Source organism: Marinitoga arctica (genome assembly GCF_054657315.1).
Window position 1 is genome coordinate 1 of the sequence record NZ_BAAHYY010000032.1, and the last position, 20,912, is coordinate 20,912.

Sequence of the window (20,912 nt, forward strand, 5' to 3'; positions counted from 1 at the left end):
ATCTTTCTCTAATAATAATAGATTTTATTTCATCCTTATATATTTTAAATAACGAATTCTTATTTTTAAAAGTAAAGAAATCATCTTCGATTTTAATTAAATATCCTTTGAAAGTATAATTTTTTTTTAAAGTAAAAAACATTTTTTCTTTTTCTTTTTGAGTTAAAGTAAAATCTTTTATATTAGAAAGAGGGATTTTATTAATCTTTTTGTTAATTTTTAAAAAAAACAAATTATTAGTCATTGATATAAATTCACCATCAATATTTTCATTTTCTAATGTTCTTATTTTTATAGCATAAATATGAATGAAACTTATGAATATTACAAATAAAATTAACATTTTTTTCATAAAAATCACCCCTTTATTAATATATCAAACGTTCGATTAATATTATATCATAAAAAACAAATAACTATAACTTTCAGAATAAAAGATAATATCTAAAAAAGTAACTTTTTATATAAAAATACGTAACAAAAAAATTAAAATCCAAACCAAGTATAGAAGAATATTCTAACAATTAAAAATTTAACATAAAAATATAAAAAACTTGACAAAAAAAATAAAATATATTAAAATAGTAGTGAGTAAAAAAAATTCAGGGTTATATTAACCCTGAATTCTGGTGGGCTCGGGTGGATTCGAACCACCGACCTCCCGGTTATGAGCCGGAAGCTCTCACCAACTGAGCTACGAGCCCTAACAACTTAAGCGATTAGATTATAACATCTAATTTTATTTTTGTCAAGAGGTTTTTTTGAAGGGAGTGATAAAAAAATGAAAACATTAGATGTTGAAAGTAAAAAAAACTTTAATAATAGCGATCCAGTTAAAATAATATTAAACAAATATCCGAGAGTTTTGGTTTTGAAAGCAGTATTTGAAACACTAAAGGAAGGTCATAAGGTAACATTAATTGAATTGGAAAAAAAGATAGTTTTTTTATTAAATTATTCTTATAGTAGTAAATCAAAAAAACCCCATTAAAAAATTGGGGTTTTTTTATTTATATATTTAGACGATATTGTTTTTTAAAAAAAATATGATAAAATACTTTTGTAAAAAATTCGAAGGAGGAATAAAAATGAATTTTGAAGATTATATTAGAGATATTCCAAATTTTCCAAAGCCAGGTATTATATTTAAAGATATTACTCCATTATTAGCAACACCGGAAGCTTTTAAAGAAGTTATAGATACTATGGCAGAAAGAGTTAAAGATTTAAAATTTGATGCCATAATAGTTCCGGAAGCAAGAGGTTTTTTATTTGGTTCAGCTTTGGCTTATAAATTGGGGAAAAAATTAGTACCTGTAAGAAAACCAGGAAAGCTTCCTTATGATGTTGTTGAAGTATCTTATTCTCTTGAATATGGTGAAGCAAAAATACAAATGCATAAGGATGCGCTGAAAAAAGGAGAAAAAGTATTAATTGTTGATGATGTTTTAGCTACTGGAGGTACGATAAAAGCAATTGAAACTCTTGTTAATAATCTTGGAGCAGAAGTTGCAGGAATTTTATCTTTAATTGAATTAAGTTTTTTGAATCCAAGAGAAAAATTTGATAATAATATAAAAATTGAAAGTATATTAATATATTAGATTTATTTTTATGTATATTTATAAATATATTATTTGAGTGGAGGGGTATTATGAAAGGTATAAAGTTTGACTTTACTAATATGTTTTATCCTAATATTGAAAAAGGAATAAAATATGAAGAAATAAATGAATATAAGAATAAAATTGAAAATATAATATCTGAAATATTAGAAGAAGAACCAGGATTTTTAAAACTTCCTAAAAACACAAAATTTTTAGATAAGATACTAGATATTCAAGAATGGATACAATCTTTTGATAGTTTTGTGGTTTTGGGAATTGGAGGATCGGCGTTAGGTAATATAGCATTACAAACTACTTTAAATCCTTTAAATTATAATTATATGCCAAATAGAAAAACTCCTAAAATATTTATTGTGGATAATGTGGATCCAGATTTTGTTTCTTCTGTTTTAGATCAAATTGATCCACATACTACATTATTTAATGTTATTTCAAAATCAGGAACAACAGCTGAAGCTATGTCAAATTATCTGATTGCAAGGGGTATAATAGAAAGTTATGGTTTGGATCCTAAAAAACATATAATTTTTACAACTGATCCTAAAAATGGAATATTAAGAAAGATAGCAGAAGAGGAGGGAATAGAAACTCTCGACATACCTCAGGAGGTAGGAGGGAGGTTTAGTGTTTTAACTCCAGTGGGATTGCTTTCTGCTCTAGCAGGTGGTATAGACATAATAGACTTATTGAATGGTGCTAAATCAATGTTAGAAAGAGTTTCAAATAAAAATGTTTATGAAAATCCAGCTGCATTAAATGCTTTACTTCATTTTCTCTACTATAAAAAAGGATACAATATTTCTGTTATGATGCCATATTCAAATAAATTGTTATTATTAGCTGATTGGTATAGACAATTATGGGCAGAGAGTTTGGGGAAAAAATATGATATAAATGGTAAAATAGTAAAAGTTGGGCAAACACCTGTAAAAGCTTTAGGAGCTACCGATCAACATTCTCAAGTTCAATTATACAATGAAGGTCCTGATGATAAAATATTTACATTTATTAAATTAGAAAAATTTGAAAGAAATATAAAAATTCCAAAAGTTCATGAAGAATATTCAGAATTATCTTACTTAGGTGGAAAAACATTAGCTGATTTATTAAATACAGAATTATTTGGAACTGAATACGCTTTAACAGAACATGGAAAGCCGAATATGAAAGTTATATTTCCAGAAATAAATGCATTTAATATTGGTCAATTTTTCTTTATGTATGAGTTTCAAACAGCCATTATGGGAAAACTATTAAATATAAATGCATATGATCAGCCAGGGGTTGAACTAGGGAAAAAAGTTACATATGCTCTTATGGGAAGAGGAGGATATGAAGAATTTGCAAGAGAAGTTAAAGAAAAAACGCAAAAAAAGGAAAAGTTTATATTATGATTGTTATAGGGATAACAGGTTATGCAGGTAGTGGAAAAAGTGAAATAGCCAAGATTCTAAGGGATCTTGGCTATATTGTTCTAGATTTAGATAAAATAGGACATGAAATATTAAAATATAGTGAGATAAAGAGAAAGTTGAAAGAAGAATTTGGAGAAAAAATATTTGAGAATAATGAAGTAAATAGAAAAGAATTATCAAGAATAGTTTTTAATAATAAAGAAAAATTAGAAAAGTTAAATTCTATAATTCACCCTATGATAAAAAAAAGAGTATTAGAAATGATAGAAAATATAGAAACAGATATAATTTTTATAGATGGAGCACTAATAGAAAAAATAGGGTTATCAAATATATGTGATTATATAATTTTTATAAATGCTTCTGAGGAAATTAGATTAAAGAGATTAGTGGAATTTAGGAAAATTCCACTAGAAAAGGCAAATAATATCATTAAATCACAGAAAGATATAAAATACAAATATGATTTTAAAATTGATAATAATAAAGGATTAGCTAGTATTAAGAAGGAATTATTAAAGATTCTTAAAAAAATTTAATTTGATTTTATTTAATTATGTGTAGTATAATATAATGCTAATCAATCTAATTAGGAGGTGGGTTTAGGTGAAGAAGCTATTATTAGTATTTTTGTTATTATTTGTTGTGGTTTTTTCTTTTGGTGAAAAAATTAAGGTAGAATTTTGGCATGCTATGGGTGGGGGACATGGAAAAACATTGGAAGAATTAGTTGCAGCCTTTAACAGGGAAAATCCTTATATAGAAGTTGTTCCTGTTTACGTTGGTAATTATGGTGCATTATCAAGAAAATTATTAAGTACTGTAGTTGCATATAATGAAGGTACAAGAGAAAATTTACCAGTTTTAGCTCAAGCATATTCTAACTGGACATCAAAATATCTTCAAAGTGAAGGTGTTGTAGAACCATTAAACAAATTCATATTCGGTGATGCTGAATTTAAAAAAGTTTGGGAAAATCAAATATATCAAGTGTTTAAAGACATGTGTACATGGGGAGATACGGTTTATTCTATACCTTTTAACAAAAGTGTATACACAAATTATTATAATATAGACTTATTTGATTTATATGGAGTAGAGCCTCCAAAAACATTGGATGAATTATATGATGTAGCTTCAATGTTAACTGAAGATTTAGATGGAGACGGAACAATTGATCAATATGGTTTAGGTTATAGAACCACAGTAGATGATTTCCAAATCTTTTTATATGCTATGAATGGAAAAGTATTAGATTATGCTGGGAATGGGAAATGGAAAATAGTGTTAGATAAAGAAACAACTATAAAAACATTAAATTTTATGTATAAATTAAAAGCAGACGAAGTTGCATTTGTTCAAGGAGGATATTTAAACGATCCATTTGGAAATGGGCAAATTGCAATGTATATGGGAACAATAGCTGGAAAACCATATGTAGAAAAATCAATTCAAGGGAAATATGAATGGTCATGGGCACCATTGCCATCAGAAGATGGTGTTCCTCATTCACCTATAGCAGGAACAGATTTAATAATGTTTGCATGGGCATCAAATGAACAAAAACAAGCTGCATGGATGTTTATGAATTTCTTATTAGATAAAGTAAATCAAGCTTATTGGGCAGTAAATACAGGTTATGTCCCAGTTAGAAAAGATGTTGTGGAAACAGAACAATGGAAATCATATGTGGCAAATGATGAAAAACCAACTATTGCATTAAATTCTTTGAAAACAGCGGTTCCAGATCCAAAACCAGCAGCATGGTATGATATTAGAGGAGCTTTAGGAACAATTACAAGCGATTTTTTATATGACAAAATTACAGCAGAAGAAGCTTATAATAGAATGATTGAAGAATTAAAAAATCTATTAATGGAAAATGATGAATATGCAGAATAATTTTTAGATAAGTTAGCGAGGTGTTTAACACCTCGCTTTTTTATTTAAAATAAAAATAAAAGTTACAAAAAAATAACTATTTAAATATATCAGGTGATTTGACAATTAGATAAATTGATGATATAATTTGATTATAAAATGATAAAAAGGAGGTTAATTTTTATGGCTAGACGGCCAAACCCAACATTAAGAGCAAAAAGAAAAGAAAATTTAATGGATTCTATTATAAAAATAATTACAGAAGAATCAATAGCTGAAGCTACAACAAGACATATTTCAGAAATGGCAAATCTAACTATAGCCTCATTACATTATTATTTTGGATCTAAAGATGGAGCTCTTGTTGCTACTGGTGAAAGTATTTTAGAAGATTGGATAAGCGAAATATTTAAAAAAAGGACAATGACTGCTGAAGAAAAAATAAGAAAAATATTTGATCCACCTAAATACATGAGAGCTTTCTCTCAAATTATTACTTATCCTTATAGACAAAAAGAAGTATCAAGAAAAGCTAGATTGCTTGATATGAATTTTACTAAGGTAATAAAAGAATTTTTAGAAATTCATGAGATTGGTATGGATGATATGGATAAGAATGCTGAGGTTATAAAAACATTTTTGATAGGATTAAGTTTTAAAATTGCAGTAAATCCTGATGTAATTGATAATGAGTTATCAAGTTTAAAGAACTTTTTCAATAAAAAAGAAGAATTACCGGATATTAAAGGATTTTAATATATAAAAAAATGAGGAAATTATTCCTCATTTTTTTATAAATAGTAGTATTACAAGAATATTTAGATTTAATCAAATGTAATTATATCTTATCTATATTTTTTACTTTTTAAAAATTGAAGATTTTATTATACAATACAACTAATGATTTTTTTAAAAAAGACGATATAATTTAATATTTTAATGCATGTTATTGGATTAAAATATTAATATATATTTACACGAGAGGTGAGTATATGTTTTTATATTTATTACCTGCAGTTTTTTTTTGGGTGGTCATTAGGTGCAAATGATGCAGCTAATATATTTGGGACAGCTGTTTCAAATAAAATTGTTAAATATAGAATTGCAACTATAATTTCAGCAGTTTTTATTTTAATTGGAGCTATTTTAGGAGGAGCAAAAGGGATAGAAACTATAAGTAATGTAACTGCTCAAAGTTTATTATCAGGTTCTATATCTGTATTGTCTGCAGCTATTACAATGACAGTAATGACTTATTTTGGAGTTCCTGTATCTTCATCTCAAGCTATTGTTGGTTCAATAATGGCGGTTGGCTTAATAGAAGGTGGAGTTAAATGGTCAATTATATTTAAATTAATTCTTGCTTGGGTTGGTACACCAATAGGAGGAGCAATTTTTGGTTTTTTATCCTATAAGATATTATCTATTCCTTTTAATAAGATAAAATCAATCTATATTAAAGAACGAACTGTCCAAATTGCAACTTTAATCATTGGTGCTTATGGTTCTTATTCTTTGGGTGCAAATAATGTTGCAAATATTACAGGAGTATTTGCAAGTTCTATAGGAGTAGAAATGGCAGCATTGGTAGGAGGATTGGCAATAGCATTTGGGGTATTGACATATAGTTATAAGGTTATGATGACTGTGGGAGTGCAAATAATAGAATTAGATTATTTTTCGGCTGCAATAGCTGTATTAGGTGAATCAATTACTGTTTGGATATATGCAATATTAGGAATTCCAGTTTCAACATCTCAAGCGATAGTAGGGGCCGTAATTGGTGCAGGATATGCAAGAGGTTCAAGGTTAGCAAATAAAAAGGTATTGTTAAAAATTTTAAGTGCATGGGTAAATACACCAATTTCCGCTGGTTTAATAACAGCATTAATATATCTTATATTAAAAGGAATTTTTAAAATAAGTATATAACTGGAGGTGTTCATATGGGTTTATTTTTTGGAAAAAAGGAGAAAAAAATAATAGATTTATTTAATGAACATTTAGATGCGGTGGACAACACAATTGAAACACTAGTTAAATTAATAAAAAATCTTGATGGAAATTTAGAAGAAATTAAGAAATTATCAGATGAAGTAAGAAATGCGGAAACTGTAGCAGACCAAATTAGAAGACAAGCAGAAGAAGAAATGTATTCAGGTGCATTTTTGCCCAATTTTAGGGGTGATTTACTTGGAACTATTGAGTCAATTGATAGAATAGCAAATAAAGCTGAAAGTGTTGCCGATGAAATTGAATTACAAAGTTTAATTGTACCTAAAGATATTTTCTTAGATTTGCAAGAATTGGTTGAAAAATCATGGTTTACATATAAGGCAGTTAAAGAAGCAGCAAAAGAGATGTTTGAAGATTTTGAGAAGGCAAATGAAATGATATTAAAGACAGAAAATTATGAACATGAAACAGATATAATCGAAAGGAATACTATTAGAAAAATTTTTTCTTTAGAAATTTCACTTGCAGAAAAAATACAATTAAAAAAACTTGTTCACAGAATAGCAGATATTTCTGATACATCAGAAGATGTTTCGGATAGAATTCAAATTATTATATATAAAAGAAAAGTATAGCTTCGCGAGAAGCTATACTTTTTTTATTATTTAATTAATATTTATCACAACATGATATTCAAAGGATGTGTGATTTGACCAGTTGTATATTACTAATTCTAAAAGATATTTCCCTGGTGAATCAAAGATATTTGATGGTATAGTATAAACTTCATTATTTATTGAAAAATATGGTGTATTAGAATCATAATTATCAGCAATTCTTATTCTATTATCCCATTCAAACTCTTCAAGAATATTATTATATTTAAAAACATTTATTTCAGCTCCCTCGTATGGAAGAGTTAAATTTATTAAATTCCACTGAAGTGTTATGTCATTTCCTAAACTAAAAGTTTCATCATTTAGAGGGGAAATAACCTCAAATGTATTCTGTGGATATAATTCTCCTAAATACATTATTTGAGAGTCAACCATTTCATTATTAAAGTTATAAACTTTAATAGTATAATTGCTATTTCCGTATAAATTTTTATCTTCTGGATTAAAATATACTTCTTTATAATAATAAGTATCTTCTATATTTTCCAAATAGGTTAATTCTTCATTATCCTTTTCTATAATAACATAATTTATATTTTCTGGATTTAAAATTTGAGCATCGAATCTTAATGCTAAAACTGGAGAAGCATTCCCGGTTTCATTTGGAATTGGAACTCGTGTAATTCCTTCTATTTCGTATTCAACGATTTCAGGATTTGGGTTTTGATAAAAGTTTATTTCTAAAGGATTTGATAATCCACTTATTAAGCCATTAAAATGCGGATCTGGGAAATTTAAAATTATTTTTTCAATTTCTGTTGATTGAAAATCAACTGTACCCTCTATTGTAATATCTGGTAAATAATTATTTAAGCTAGTATAGTTTGAAAGATTTTCAAAAAATACTGCAGGATATAATATAATTGAATTAGCTATAGGCATTGGATAATTTATATCTGTTATTGATAAATTTGTAATATTTTGATCAAATAGTTTCCAAATTGAAAATGACTCCATTGGTCCAGATGAAATATCATGATCTTGATATAAATAATCCATTATGAAATCCTGTAAACTATAATTTATAGAATCTTTTAAAGAAAGTATAGAATTTTGAATAGATGCAACGCTTGTTTCAAATGAATTATCTCTTGCATTTAACATATCCCCTAAAATATTATCTATTAATTCTTCACTAGTAATAATATAATCATCAGCCAAATTATAAAATAACTCCATGAATGAAGCTTCTGGTGATTCAGAGGATAAAATATTAACAAGTGTTGCAGATGGTGTAGTTAGATTATATAATAATAAGAATTTACTTTGGGCATAAATATTATCAAAGATGAAAGATAGTATAGAGATAATTCCTTCATCAATAACTAAATAATCATTTTCATCAAATATTGGAGTGTAGTTCAATATCAAATCACTATTTATCAATTGTTCTATTAAATCCCAATCAAGAATAGCATCACCAGGTGTATTTTTATCAATACCAATAAATTCAATATTTTCAATATTTGTAAAATTATTTAATATTAGATCTGTATATAATCCTAAACTCTTTCTTTGAGGTTCAGGTTCATCAATATAAGTTACAGTTGCTTCAATATGTAGTTCTGTGTCATTATTAATTATTCCATCACCATTCCAGTCAAAATCATTTATTTCCCATTTGAAATTTACATCAAGATAATCGTCTAGTTTTAAATTTTTGGAATAATTACCTATTTTTTCTATTAAATTTATTATAGAGGTTTCAAGAGAGTCTGGCATATTAATTATATTTGTAATTAATTCTAAGATATCTTCGTTTTCTAAAGATAAGAGTATTGAATTTATAAAATTACTATGATTATCTAAAATAGACATAATTTCATCATCTAATGAGAAGAGGTTTAAAAATACATAGGCGATATTTCTATAAATTTCTGTTGAGATATCGGAGATATTAGTATTTGAGTTTAAAGTTATTATTTCAGGTGTGGGAATTAACGAAATATCATAACCAAAATTAGCAGTGAAAATTGAGAAATCTATTATATTAACCTTTTGATCTTCTAATTTATAATCATAAATATTAGCCCACATATCTTTTTTAACAATGTTTAATGCTGGACCTATATCAAATCTTGCAAATTCAGGAGGAACATTTTCTTGCTGTGAATCCATTCCATAATAGTATATAAATGAAGCAAAGTCTGTTAAACCAATTTTTCCATCTAAATTGAAATCTCCAAGTAATCCACCCCGTTTCCAATTATAAGGATTCCATTCTTCAAAATCTTTATTTATAGATATCCTTGAGAAATAATCAACTTTTTCTATTGTGAAATTTTTTGAATGGATTTTTAAAAGTGTATCACCAATTTCTGCAATCTTAGAAGTGGAAATAGCCACAAGTAATTTTCCATCTTTTTCTTTTATAATACTCATAAAAGATGGTGGAATTTCAATTTTATCTGGAGTAATATCATTGATTAAAAATTCAAAAGAATCTGCTTCAATTTTTGATTTTATAACAGAAATATTTTCAAAGTATTCAATATTGATAATATTTGCTACATTATTATCTAAGTTGTTTTTTAAATTATCATTTTTTCTTACACATCCTAATAATATTAATGTTATTATTGCTATTACTATTATTAATAATTTATAATTTTTCATTCAAAAATCCCCCCTTTACTCTGAATCTATTATTTCTAAGTTGTTTTCAACTTCAATTCTAATAGGTGTGGTATCGTCTTTGAATAGCACAAAACTATCAATAATATAAATAAAAGTATTAGTAAAAAATCCTTTTTTGTTTATTTCAAATTCTGCAATTTCTGTATTGGATAAATCAAAACTTGAATCTGAGTATATAGAAATGATAATCTCCATATATTCCTCATTGTTCCAATTATCTGATTTAATAGATGATTTAATAAAACCATTACTAGAACCTATTTTTAAAGAACTGGAATCAATAGATATTAGCTCTGGATCAACCTTTAAATGAATCTCTAAACCTTTCACATCATTTATATTATTTCCTTTTGTCATAATAGAAAAGGTAGCAGTGTCAGTTAAATTAATTTGTTCTGTATTAAATCTAACAAAATTATTATATAGAGTGTTATCATACATAAATGATTTTACAGGTGAAATTATTATATTGTTTCCATCATCAGCTATTATAGCATAGTAATAAATACCGTCATTTTGTTGTCCATTAAATAATTTCCATAATTCTATTTCTATAATATCACCAGAAGTACCAGTTATATTATGTTCAAAAATATTGGGTTTTGTATATACTTCCCCCCAATCATTCATTATTAAAACATAATACTTTATCAGAGAATTTGATAAACTTGTTGCACTAAATGAAATTATATCTAAAGGAGTAGATCTTTCCAAATTAGAAGGTCCATTAACCTCTAGCTCTAAATTATTATTTTTTAAAATATTAAAACTTCTTATAGGTGATATATAATTTTTGCTGTATTCAAGATCATTTGTTTCAACTAACCATAAATAAATTCCATCTTTTAATTCAAGATTATAGTAATTATTTTGAGTATAATCGAAATTCTCAATATAATTATATGAGCTTTCGATGAATTTTTTTGCAGATGTAAGTCGGAAGGAATAATCATAAATGTTATTGATATTTTCCCATGAAAAAGTTAGACTTGTATATGGTTCAGTAGAAATAAATATTTCACCGTTTAGAGGATTGTATAGATTTATTATATATTGTTCTTTTCCAAAGTCTTCCATATTAATAGTAAATGTTGAATCTAGCCCATCTATTAAACCTTTAAATGTAGGATCAGGTAATTCGAATAAAATTTTTGTCGAGTCATAAGTAGAAATAAGAGAAATATCTGGTAGGAATAAATTTAAATCCGAAAATTCTGAAGGATTATCAAAAAATATACCCGGATGTAAATTTAAATATTGATTATATCCAATAGATATTTTAACACTTTCTGATGGATTATTAATAAGATTAGACAAAAATTCCATTTCTTTTAAAAATTCCATTGAATCATTAAATATGTAATCTGGGACAGGAGGCTTTTCACCAGATGTAAAATCATGAGGTATTTTGATATAATCCATAATTTTATCTTCAAAAATTGTTTTAATCAGGTCATGGAGAGATAATATATCATCTTTTATATTGTTAATTAATTCAATAGATTTGTTATCATCTCTAAAGATTAACATATTTCCAAATATTGAATTTTGTAATTCTTCTCCTAAAATTTTTTCTGAATCAATAGGAGGAGGGTTTTTTAATAAATCAATTAAAAGATTAGAAATATATTCTTCTAAATTTTCATTATTGTCTATAGCATTTTTGATATTTAATGAAGGATTATTAAGATCATATATAAATAAGGCTTTTCCTATTATTCCTATAATATTGGTGAATAAACTTATACCAGCAGCTGTACCTTCATCGATTAATATATAATCATCATCATTAAAAATAGGAGTATAATTTTCATCAACATTTTGAGTAAAACTTTCATAATCAAATATAGCATCTCCTCCACTTGGAACTATCCCAATTATTTCAGGTATGTTTTCAGAATAAAATAGTTCATAAAAATCAATACTATTATTATTTTTTACTTTTAATTTTAAAGGTATTGAGGGTTCTAAAGTTCCGTCACCATCCCAATCAAAATTATTTATCTCAAGTTTAATATCGTTATATAAATATCCATATTGTACATTTCCAAGTAGATTAGAAAATTCATTTATATCTTCTACAATCGCTAATAACGAAGTTTCAGTAGCGTCTGTCATATTAATTAAATATTTTATAATTGGCGTAGAGCTTTCTGTTAAAAAAGAAGATGAAATTGAGTTTATAAGATCAGGATTATTTGTTATGAAATCTGTAATAGTGCTAATTAATGTAGGAATTTGTTTTAATCCCTTGACAATATTTTTTTCTATGTTATCCTGGATTTCAGAAATATTTGTATTTTCATTTACTACTATAGTTGGTTGGGAAGAAATAATATTTTTATTATAATTAAATGCAAAAATAGAAAAATCTGATAAACTAATTTTCCCATCAGGAATTGCTAAATCAAAAATATCATTCCATATTCCTTTATGAGAGAAATTTATAGCAGGACCAATATCTATTAAATCAAAATCTTTCATGTTACCATTAAATTCTACTCTTTCATTGCCATAAAATGATGTAAATGATGAAAAATCACTTATTCCGACTTTTCCATCAAAATCAAAATCCCCTAATAATCCAAACGAAACACCCTTGTCATAATAATCGATATTTTTGGTAATAGAAAATCTATTATAACTTTCAACATTAATAATTTTAAAATTCTTCTTATTTATTTTCATTATTATGTCTCCAGAATGAATAGTTTTTGGTGAAGAAATAGCAACTTTTAAATATTTTTCTTTTTTTATTATTTTTAAAAATTCTGAAGGTATATAAATATTTTTTGTATCGATATTTTCTATTATTAATTCAAAGGAATCAGCCTCTATATTTGATTTCACTATAAATTCATTTCCGGATTTTTCAATAATAATAGAATTTAAATTTTCTTTTATAATATTTTTTGAATTTTTAAAATTAAAACAAGAAGTTAATAGAAAAATTATAAACAATATAAGTAAAAATAATGTTCTTTTTTTCATATTCTCACCCCCTTTATTCCGAGATGGTGACTGTTATAGAGTCACCTGTTGAGAAAAGTATTTCTGGTTCATTTGGTCCGAAAATATATGCGGATTTTTCAAAATTTATTTTTGTATTTCCGTTATTAATAGAGTGTAATATAATTTCTATTGGATTTTCTGGTATTATAAAATTATTAGAATTTGAAACGACACTAAAAATAAATTCATTATGGTCATCGTATTTTATGATTTTTTTAATAATATGGAAATCAGTATTATTAAGTGTATTATTTTCAAAACATTCATCGGGATTTATTGTAATAAAGAGTGGATCATAACCAATTCTTATATCAAAACCATAAATATTTTCAGAAAATGAAGATTTTATCATAAAGGAAGTTGTTGAATTTTTATTTAAGTTCATTGTTTCAATATTAAAATATAAATCTGGTAAAGTTCCTTCTTCTTTCTTTGTAAAATTAAAACTCCATATAGGACCTGGTATCTCATACATTCCATCTTTTGCAACAATTCTCCAATAATATGTTGAAGAATAATTTAAAATTACATCTTTTAATAATTTTGTATTTAAATTTGTACTAGTATATGTGTTTTTAATTAGATTATTTACTTCATCATATATATCAGATAGATAAAAATCAAAGGTTAAAGGACTACCTTCTGGATCATATGCTTCCCATTCAAATAAAACTTTTGTTCCAACCACAGTATCAACATTGGGTTTATGATAATCATTAATAATAGGTGGTTTATTAGTCGGCTCTAATAATACATTTGCAGTTCTGGTTTCATTAGCATACACTTTAGCCTCACCATTTACTGGAAAATAATTTAATTTTATAACTTCGTAATTATAGTCTCCTTCAGCTAAAGTGAAATTGTATTCCCCATTTTCATCTGTAAAAGCACTAACTTTTAAATCCCCATTCTGTGTTATTTTGATTTGAGCTCCAGAAATAGATTCGGTTGAAAATTTATCTTTTACTATAAATTTTATTACTCCTTCTTCTGCAGGTTGTATTCTTTCGCAAGAAAATAATAAAAATAAAAGAATAAATGTCATAATAATAGAAAAAAATATTTTTCCCATTTTTACACCCCCTCAATTAATTAATTATTAAATTAATATTAATAGTACAAACGTTTAGACATTTTTTATTATATAAAGTTCATTAATAAGAAGTTAATTTTGAACTTTTTTTTATAAATATTGTCTAAATTATTAGGATGATGAAAGGGAGGGAACCCAAATGAGAATTGGTAATAATTATTTAAATCAGACTAATAGATTATCGAATTTATCTAATTTGTTATTGCAACGTTCTCAACAACTTGCGAGTGGAAATAGATTAGTAAGTGCAGCAGTTGATCCAGCTGGATTTACAATAGGGCAAAGATTAAATACTCAGTTTAGATCTGCATATCAGGCTGTAAGAAATATATATGATGGAATAGGAGCATTAAATGTAGCTGATCAAGGTATTTCTTCGATTCAAGATACTTTAGGTAGGATGAGGGAATTAGCTAGCCAGGCATCAAATGACACTTTAACAGATGAAGCAAGAATAGCTTTGCAAGAAGAATTTGATCAATTAAAACAGGAAATTTCAGAAACTGTAAGACAAACAGAATACAATAATCAGAATTTATTGAATGGAGAATTTCAAGTTCAACTTCCGTTAGATGCTAGTGGAAGAAATGAGTTAAATGTAGAAATTCAAGATATGAGACCAGAAGCATTAAATTTAGGAGATATCAATTTAACAACACAAGAGGGTGCAGAACAAGCTTTAGAAACTTTAGATAATACTTTTGAAACAGTAACAAATACAAGAACTCAAGTAGGATCATATATCAATAGATTAGGTGCAGCAGCAGAAAATATCTTAAACAGAACAGAAAATTTAACTGAGGCTGAAGATAGAATTGTGGGAGCTGATATTGCAAGAACAATGGTAGAATATTTGCGGAATCAGAATTTGGAGCAAATTACTTCGATGTTATTAGGTCAAACTGGCCAGTTAAATGCAGCATCAATTTTGAATATTTTACAATCCCCATAAAAATTTAAGCGAGGGAGCCTATGGCTCCCTTTATTTATTGTTTATTAAATTAAGCAAAGCTTTAGCTGCCAAAACGGGCCCTTCGTCTTCGAATCCATTAATTCCTAATTGAGTTTTTAATTCTCCAATTTTAACATTAGATTTTATCATTTGTTCAAGAAATTTTTGAGCAATAATTTCATGTTTGTCTTTTCTTTGGATTGCACCAAATGGATTAGCAAAATAACTATATGTAAGACCAACTTCAGAAGTTGTTCCTTTGGCCATTCTTGCACCTTTGGAAAATACTTCGTAAGCACTTTTACAGTTTTCATAAAAAGATATATAATTATTGTTTTCTACTTTAGTATAATTATTTGCATATAAGAAATAATCTATTTTAGTAGGTTTAATAATTTCTTTATAGTTTGAATAAGGAACAATAACCCTAGCATTTATTTCATTTGGATTCATAAAAATACTTCTATCAATTGCTGAATAAGCATATCCTGGTTGTAAATCATCTAATCTTACAAAGGCACCGGTTTCTGTTCCGAAAGCAACGACGTTTCCTCCTGGATCTATTTCTAGAGATCCCATATCATCAATTAAAATATTAACTTCTGATACTTCTTTTGAAAGTCTATTTAATGCATCAAGAGTTTCGGATTTTCCAGCTCCGCTATCTCCTACTAGCATAACATTTGCTTTTTTTCCATTTTTTAATACAATTTCTGCTAAAGCACCATGAATAGGTAAATTACCTTCATCTATAACAATTAAATTATGAATAGTTAAAACCATTTTTTTCATGTATCCAAAATAGTCAATAGAATCATCACGTCCTAAAAGTCCAATATATGTACCATTCTTTTCTTTATAAATAATTCCATTCTTATCTTCATTTTTTTCAAAGTAATTATCTTCTAACCCAAAGAAATAAATACCATCTGGTTTTTTTCTTTGAACAATGCCAAATCCAGCTAATTCAAATAAATTAGTTAATCCCGCAGCCATCGCTAAAAATTCTTTATAAACATATACCAGAATATATTTTTTTCCAACATGAATAGGGAAAGCAAACCATTCTTCAGGATTTAATTTGATTTTACTTAGAATTGGAGAATCTATAACTTTGAATAATCCTCTTCTTTTATTTGATTTAGTATAGAAAATAACAGGAGGTTCAAAAACAACACCCCAAACAAATGGTATTTTATATAAATCCGCTGAACCATTAAAAACATCTTCTTTAAAATCAGGATTATCTATTGAAAAAGCAACTTGAGCACCACTTGGTAATTGTCTTAATACTTTTAATCTATCATCAGAGACATTAATTAAAATTTGTCTATAAAAATTAGTTACTAAACTTTTGAAATCAGTATTATTTTTCACCAAAATCATTTCTTTATATATTTTTTTAATGCCATTAGAAACGTAATTACTTTTTTGTATCATGAATCTATGTTTATTTCTCCATAAGTTATATATACGTTCAACAAATTTAACAATTTGCTCCTTTTTATCACTTAGTTTTGGGAAACTATAAAATGTTGATGAATCAATTTCATCTATTTTTTCAGCGGATAATGCAAAAAGCATTTTTATTATTTGATCAAGATCATAACGTTCTTTAATATCCACAGCATCTTCATTTTTCAAAAATAAAGAAAAGAAAGTTAATAGACTCTCTCTTCTGTCTTCTAAGTCTTCTAAAAATTCTATAATTAATTCTTTTAATATTTGGCTATGAATAATTTGAGCATTTGACAAATATGAAACATTACCATCAATTAAAACTGTTCTGGCCATAAAATCACCCCTTATCTTGTATTCTTGGATTAATTATACCACAAAATATAATAATTTAAAATAAGATATAATTTAGTTAAGCTTTTTGTATTTAAATAAATAGAAAATTCCATAATTTTAAATCAAAAATACAACTTTTAATGATAAAATATTATGATACAAAAATATATAATCTAGGAGGTATTAAAAATGTTTAGGATACTTTTAAAAGGTAAAATTCATAGGGCTACAGTAACGGAAAAGAATATTCATTATGAGGGTAGTGTTACAATAGATGAAGAATTAATGGAATTAGCAGATATTGAAGAAAATGAGTTAGTTCAAATTGTTGATATAAATAACGGGGCTAGATTTGAAACGTATGTAATTAAAGGTCCAAGAGGTTCAAGGATAATTGGTTTAAATGGCGCAGCTGCAAGAATGGTGGAACTTGGAGATAAAGTTATTATTATGGCATACGGTCTATATTCAAAAGAAGAAAAAAGTAATCCTAAAATAGTTGTTGTTGATGATAAAAACAATCCAAAAATATTAAAAAATCATGAAGAACCAAGAACGGAGTGTTGAATTTGAAAGTATTAGGGGTAATAGTTGAATATAACCCTTTTCATAATGGTCATATGTATCATTTGAAGAAGGCAAAAGAATTAGTTAAACCTGATTATACAGTTGGTGTAATGAGTGGCAATTTTGTTCAACGTGGAGAACCTGCAATAATGGATAAATATTCTAGAGCAGAAATAGCATTGAATATGGGAATAGATATAATATTCGAACTTCCTTTTTTGTATTCAATTCAAGATGCAAATGGTTTTGCTATAGGTTCAATAGGTGTATTGGATAGAACAGAAGTTGTAACTGATATAGTATTTGGTAGTGAGTCATCTGATATTAAAACGTTACAGGTTATATCAGAGATAATTTTTAATCAGCCAAAAGAATTTGAGTTTTCACTTAAAAAAAATCTTAAAAAAGGATATTCTTTTCCAAATGCAAGAAAATATGCACTTATTGAATATTTTGAGAAAAAAGGTGATTTATCTAAAGAACAAGTACTCGTTATAGAAAAATCAAATGATATATTAGGATTAGAATATTTAAAGGCTTTAAATTATTATAATTCTAATATTATCCCACATACGATTAAACGGTTAGGTGCTGATTATAATGATGATAAATTTAAAGGGAAGTTTTCAAGTGCAACATCTATTAGAAAATTATGGAAAGAAAGAAAATATGATTTAATAAAAAAATCTGTGCCAATAAAAACGTTTGAAATAATGAAAAAGGAAGAAAATTTAGGTAAAGCACCTATATTTATTGAAGATTTAGAGATAACTTTATTATCTTTTTTAAGAACACTTGATAGAAAAGATTTGAGAGATTTATATGGCATAAATGAAGGAATAGAACAACGAATAATAGAATCAGCAAAACAAAGTTCTTCAATTGAAGAATTTTATCATTTAGTAAAAGCCAAGAGGTTTACTTACACAAGGATTAAAAGGACTCTTTTAAGTGTATTCTTTAAAATAAAAAATGATTTAATAAGGGAAATAAATAAAGAAGGTCCTCAATATTTAAGAGTATTAGGGTTTAATGAAAAAGGGAAAGAACTATTATCTTTAATGAAAAAGAAAATTCAATATCCCATTATAACAACCCCTTCAAATTATATTTCTATTATAAAAAATATTGAAAGAGACCTCAAAAATAAAAGAAAAAATTGGAAAATAAATAAAAAGTTATATTTTGATATGATTAATTATGATTTCAAAGCTACAAATGTATATTCTATGTTATTTAAAAATAAAGATTTTTCAAAAGGTGAATTGGATAAAAAAACAAAAATAATATATGAAAGGGGATTTTAATGAAAAAAATATTTTTTATGATATTTATATCTTTATTTACCATATCTTTTTCTAAAAATGTAGTAATCTATTACACATATGATGCTTCTAATGTATCAATAATTGGGGATTTTACAAATTTTGAACCTATAATGATGGATAAATCTAACACTGGTATATGGAAAAAAGAATTTGAGTTAAACGAAGGAAAATATAAATATTTATTTTTGATAGACAACAAAGAGATTTTAGATTATAAAAATCCAAATATTGAGTATTATAACGGTAAGGTTTATTCACAATTAATAGTAAAAAAAGAGAAAATGTATATTCCAACTATTGGTGATGGTAAAATAGGGTTGAAAAACCATAAAAAAGAAAGAAAGTATATTAATCCAGTTAAACCAGGGGAGATTTATTTATCCTTAGAGGTACAAAAAAATGATGTTCAGGATGTTATTTTTGTAGGAAATGCAAAAATTTTAAAAAAAGAAAAAATTACATATGATAATAATGAATTATATAGATTTCATATAACAACTCCTGCAAATATACTAAAATATAAATTTATAATAAAAGATGGAGAAACTTTTTTAGAATACCCTGAAAAAAATTATTTTGAATTTGATTTTGATAAACCTATTATAAATTATTTGAATATTCCAGAATGGACTAAAGGGGCTATATATTATCAAATTTTTCCTGAAAGGTTTCGAAATGGCTCTAAAAATAATGATCCAAAAAATACAAATAATTGGTATGGTCCATATACATCTAACTCACTTGGCTCAAATGGATTTTATGGTGGTGATTTACAAGGGGTTATAAATTCTATTGATTATTTAAATGATTTAGGAATTGAAGTTATTTATTTTAATCCAATTTTTGAGTCATTATCAAGTCATAAATATGATACAAAAGATTATTTGAAAATAGATCCTCATTTTGGTACAGAAGAAACGTTTGGTGAGATGTTAAATAAATTAAAAAAGAAAAATATTAAAGTAGTGTTAGATGGAGTTTTTAATCATTCTGGTGACGAATTTTTTGCAATGCAGGATATATTTAAAAATCAAAAAAATTCTAAATATTTAGATTGGTATTACATAAAAAAATTTCCTGTTACAAAATCTTCGGATAGTTATTTGTCCTGGTGGGGGTATGCAGATTTACCTAAGCTCAATTTAGATAATTCAAAAGTGAAAGCATATCTAACTACAATTATTGGCAAATGGATGGAATATGGAATTGATGGATGGCGATTAGATGCTGTTGATCAGGTGAAAAATTCATTTTGGGAAGATTTCTTTTATCCTTTAGTAAAAGGAATAAACAATAATACAATTATTAGTGGAGAATATTGGAAAGATTCCACACAATATTTTGAAAAACCGGCTTTTGATGTTGTAATGAACTATTTATTCAGAGATGCTGCATTAGGATACGCTAAAGGTGGAAGTGCGTTGAATTTTATTAAAAATACAAACTTTTATTTAAATAAATATCCTCCTCAAGTTATCCATTCATTATGGAATATGTTGGACAGTCATGATACTGCAAGAATATTAACTGAATTAAACAAAGATATAAATAGGTTAAAAATTGCAGTGGGGATTCAAATGACATTTGTTGGAGCTCCAGTAATATATTATGGAGACGAAATAGGTTTGGATGGTGCGAAAGATCCATGGTGTAGAAAACCATTTCCTTGGAATAAAGATTTATGGAATATAGATATATATAATTACTATAAAAAGCTTATAAAATTAAGAAAAGAGCATAATGCGTTAAGATATGGAGATTATGAAGTCGTGAAGACAAAATTAGGAGCATTAATATATAAAAGATATACTAATGATGATGAAATAATAGTAATTACAAATTCTAGAAAAACTCCGGTAAAATTAGATATGGAATTAAAAGGTAAATATATTGATTACTTAACAGGTGAAGAATACAGTAAAATAGGAAAAATACCTGGTTTAAACATAAAAATTTTAGTAAGGCAGTGAGA

The 20,912-nt window shown here is 26.2% G+C and carries 16 protein-coding genes, 1 tRNA gene and 1 pseudogene; 12 read left to right on the plus strand and 6 right to left on the minus strand.

Annotated features, from left to right (window positions below):
* A partial coding sequence (locus ACYQ44_RS08575) for a hypothetical protein (RefSeq protein ID WP_459996581.1) occupies positions 1-352 on the minus strand: 352 nt, incomplete at its 3' end.
* 275 nt (positions 353-627) lie between these two features.
* Positions 628-704 (minus strand) — tRNA-Ile (locus ACYQ44_RS08580).
* Positions 705-781: 77 nt separating this feature from the next.
* Between ACYQ44_RS08580 and ACYQ44_RS08585 the strand changes: the two genes are divergently transcribed.
* The 8 genes and pseudogenes from ACYQ44_RS08585 to ACYQ44_RS08620 all read left to right on the plus strand — a co-directional run bounded on the left by ACYQ44_RS08585 (position 782) and on the right by ACYQ44_RS08620 (position 7,515).
* On the plus strand, positions 782-991 hold the full coding sequence (locus ACYQ44_RS08585) for a hypothetical protein (RefSeq protein ID WP_459996582.1): 210 nt from the start codon (positions 782-784) through the stop codon (positions 989-991).
* A 97-nt stretch (positions 992-1,088) separates the two neighbouring features.
* A complete protein-coding gene (locus tag ACYQ44_RS08590; protein ID WP_459996583.1) occupies positions 1,089-1,604 on the plus strand; it encodes an adenine phosphoribosyltransferase in 516 nt (171 codons plus the stop codon).
* Between the two features lie 50 nt (positions 1,605-1,654).
* A complete protein-coding gene (locus ACYQ44_RS08595) occupies positions 1,655-3,022 on the plus strand; it encodes a glucose-6-phosphate isomerase (RefSeq protein ID WP_459996584.1) in 1,368 nt (455 codons plus the stop codon).
* Positions 3,019-3,582 carry a dephospho-CoA kinase gene (gene coaE, locus ACYQ44_RS08600; RefSeq protein ID WP_459996585.1) on the plus strand — a complete coding sequence of 188 codons (564 nt, stop codon included), beginning with the start codon at positions 3,019-3,021 and terminating at the stop codon, positions 3,580-3,582. The genes ACYQ44_RS08595 and coaE overlap by 4 nt, the downstream gene beginning before the upstream one ends.
* 67 nt (positions 3,583-3,649) lie before the next feature.
* A complete protein-coding gene (locus tag ACYQ44_RS08605; RefSeq protein ID WP_459996586.1) occupies positions 3,650-4,945 on the plus strand; it encodes an ABC transporter substrate-binding protein in 1,296 nt (431 codons plus the stop codon).
* Between the two features lie 162 nt (positions 4,946-5,107).
* The gene (locus ACYQ44_RS08610; protein ID WP_459996587.1) at positions 5,108-5,680 is read left to right on the plus strand and encodes a TetR/AcrR family transcriptional regulator; all 573 of its coding nucleotides are present in this window, start codon (positions 5,108-5,110) and stop codon (positions 5,678-5,680) included.
* A 236-nt stretch (positions 5,681-5,916) separates the two neighbouring features.
* Positions 5,917-6,856: pseudogene (locus tag ACYQ44_RS08615) on the plus strand (inorganic phosphate transporter).
* 14 nt (positions 6,857-6,870) lie between these two features.
* On the plus strand, positions 6,871-7,515 hold the full coding sequence (locus ACYQ44_RS08620) for a TIGR00153 family protein (protein WP_459996588.1): 645 nt from the start codon (positions 6,871-6,873) through the stop codon (positions 7,513-7,515).
* A gap of 30 nt (positions 7,516-7,545) precedes the next feature.
* Here the strand turns inward: ACYQ44_RS08620 and ACYQ44_RS08625 are convergent, their stop codons facing one another.
* Genes ACYQ44_RS08625 through ACYQ44_RS08635 form a run of 3 tightly spaced genes read right to left on the minus strand, consistent with a single transcriptional unit; the run spans position 7,546 to position 14,278 of the window.
* Positions 7,546-10,173, minus strand: coding sequence for a hypothetical protein (locus tag ACYQ44_RS08625; RefSeq protein ID WP_459996589.1), 2,628 nt, complete (start codon positions 10,171-10,173; stop codon positions 7,546-7,548).
* A gap of 15 nt (positions 10,174-10,188) precedes the next feature.
* The gene (locus ACYQ44_RS08630; protein WP_459996590.1) at positions 10,189-13,185 is read right to left on the minus strand and encodes a hypothetical protein; all 2,997 of its coding nucleotides are present in this window, start codon (positions 13,183-13,185) and stop codon (positions 10,189-10,191) included.
* Positions 13,186-13,198: 13 nt separating this feature from the next.
* Positions 13,199-14,278, minus strand: coding sequence for a carboxypeptidase-like regulatory domain-containing protein (locus ACYQ44_RS08635; protein WP_459996591.1), 1,080 nt, complete (start codon positions 14,276-14,278; stop codon positions 13,199-13,201).
* Between the two features lie 160 nt (positions 14,279-14,438).
* On the opposite strand from ACYQ44_RS08635, the gene ACYQ44_RS08640 reads away from it, so the two are divergent.
* Complete coding sequence (locus ACYQ44_RS08640) at positions 14,439-15,251, plus strand: flagellin (protein ID WP_459996592.1); 813 nt, start codon at positions 14,439-14,441, stop codon at positions 15,249-15,251.
* A 30-nt stretch (positions 15,252-15,281) separates the two neighbouring features.
* On the opposite strand, the gene ACYQ44_RS08645 is transcribed toward ACYQ44_RS08640, so the two are convergent.
* A complete protein-coding gene (locus ACYQ44_RS08645; RefSeq protein WP_459996593.1) occupies positions 15,282-17,045 on the minus strand; it encodes an ATPase in 1,764 nt (587 codons plus the stop codon).
* A 189-nt stretch (positions 17,046-17,234) separates the two neighbouring features.
* Here ACYQ44_RS08645 and panD point away from each other — a divergent pair, with 189 nt between their 5' ends.
* From panD to ACYQ44_RS08660, 3 genes are read left to right on the plus strand one after another with little or no spacing between them, the layout of a single operon-like run.
* Positions 17,235-17,612 carry an aspartate 1-decarboxylase gene (gene panD, locus ACYQ44_RS08650; RefSeq protein WP_459996594.1) on the plus strand — a complete coding sequence of 126 codons (378 nt, stop codon included), beginning with the start codon at positions 17,235-17,237 and terminating at the stop codon, positions 17,610-17,612.
* A 2-nt stretch (positions 17,613-17,614) separates the two neighbouring features.
* A complete protein-coding gene (locus ACYQ44_RS08655) occupies positions 17,615-18,919 on the plus strand; it encodes a nucleotidyltransferase (protein WP_459996595.1) in 1,305 nt (434 codons plus the stop codon).
* Entirely contained in the window at positions 18,919-20,910 is a 1,992-nt protein-coding gene (locus ACYQ44_RS08660) for an alpha-amylase family glycosyl hydrolase (RefSeq protein WP_459996596.1), read from the plus strand. The genes ACYQ44_RS08655 and ACYQ44_RS08660 overlap by 1 nt, the downstream gene beginning before the upstream one ends.
* Positions 20,911-20,912: the final 2 nt, after the last annotated feature.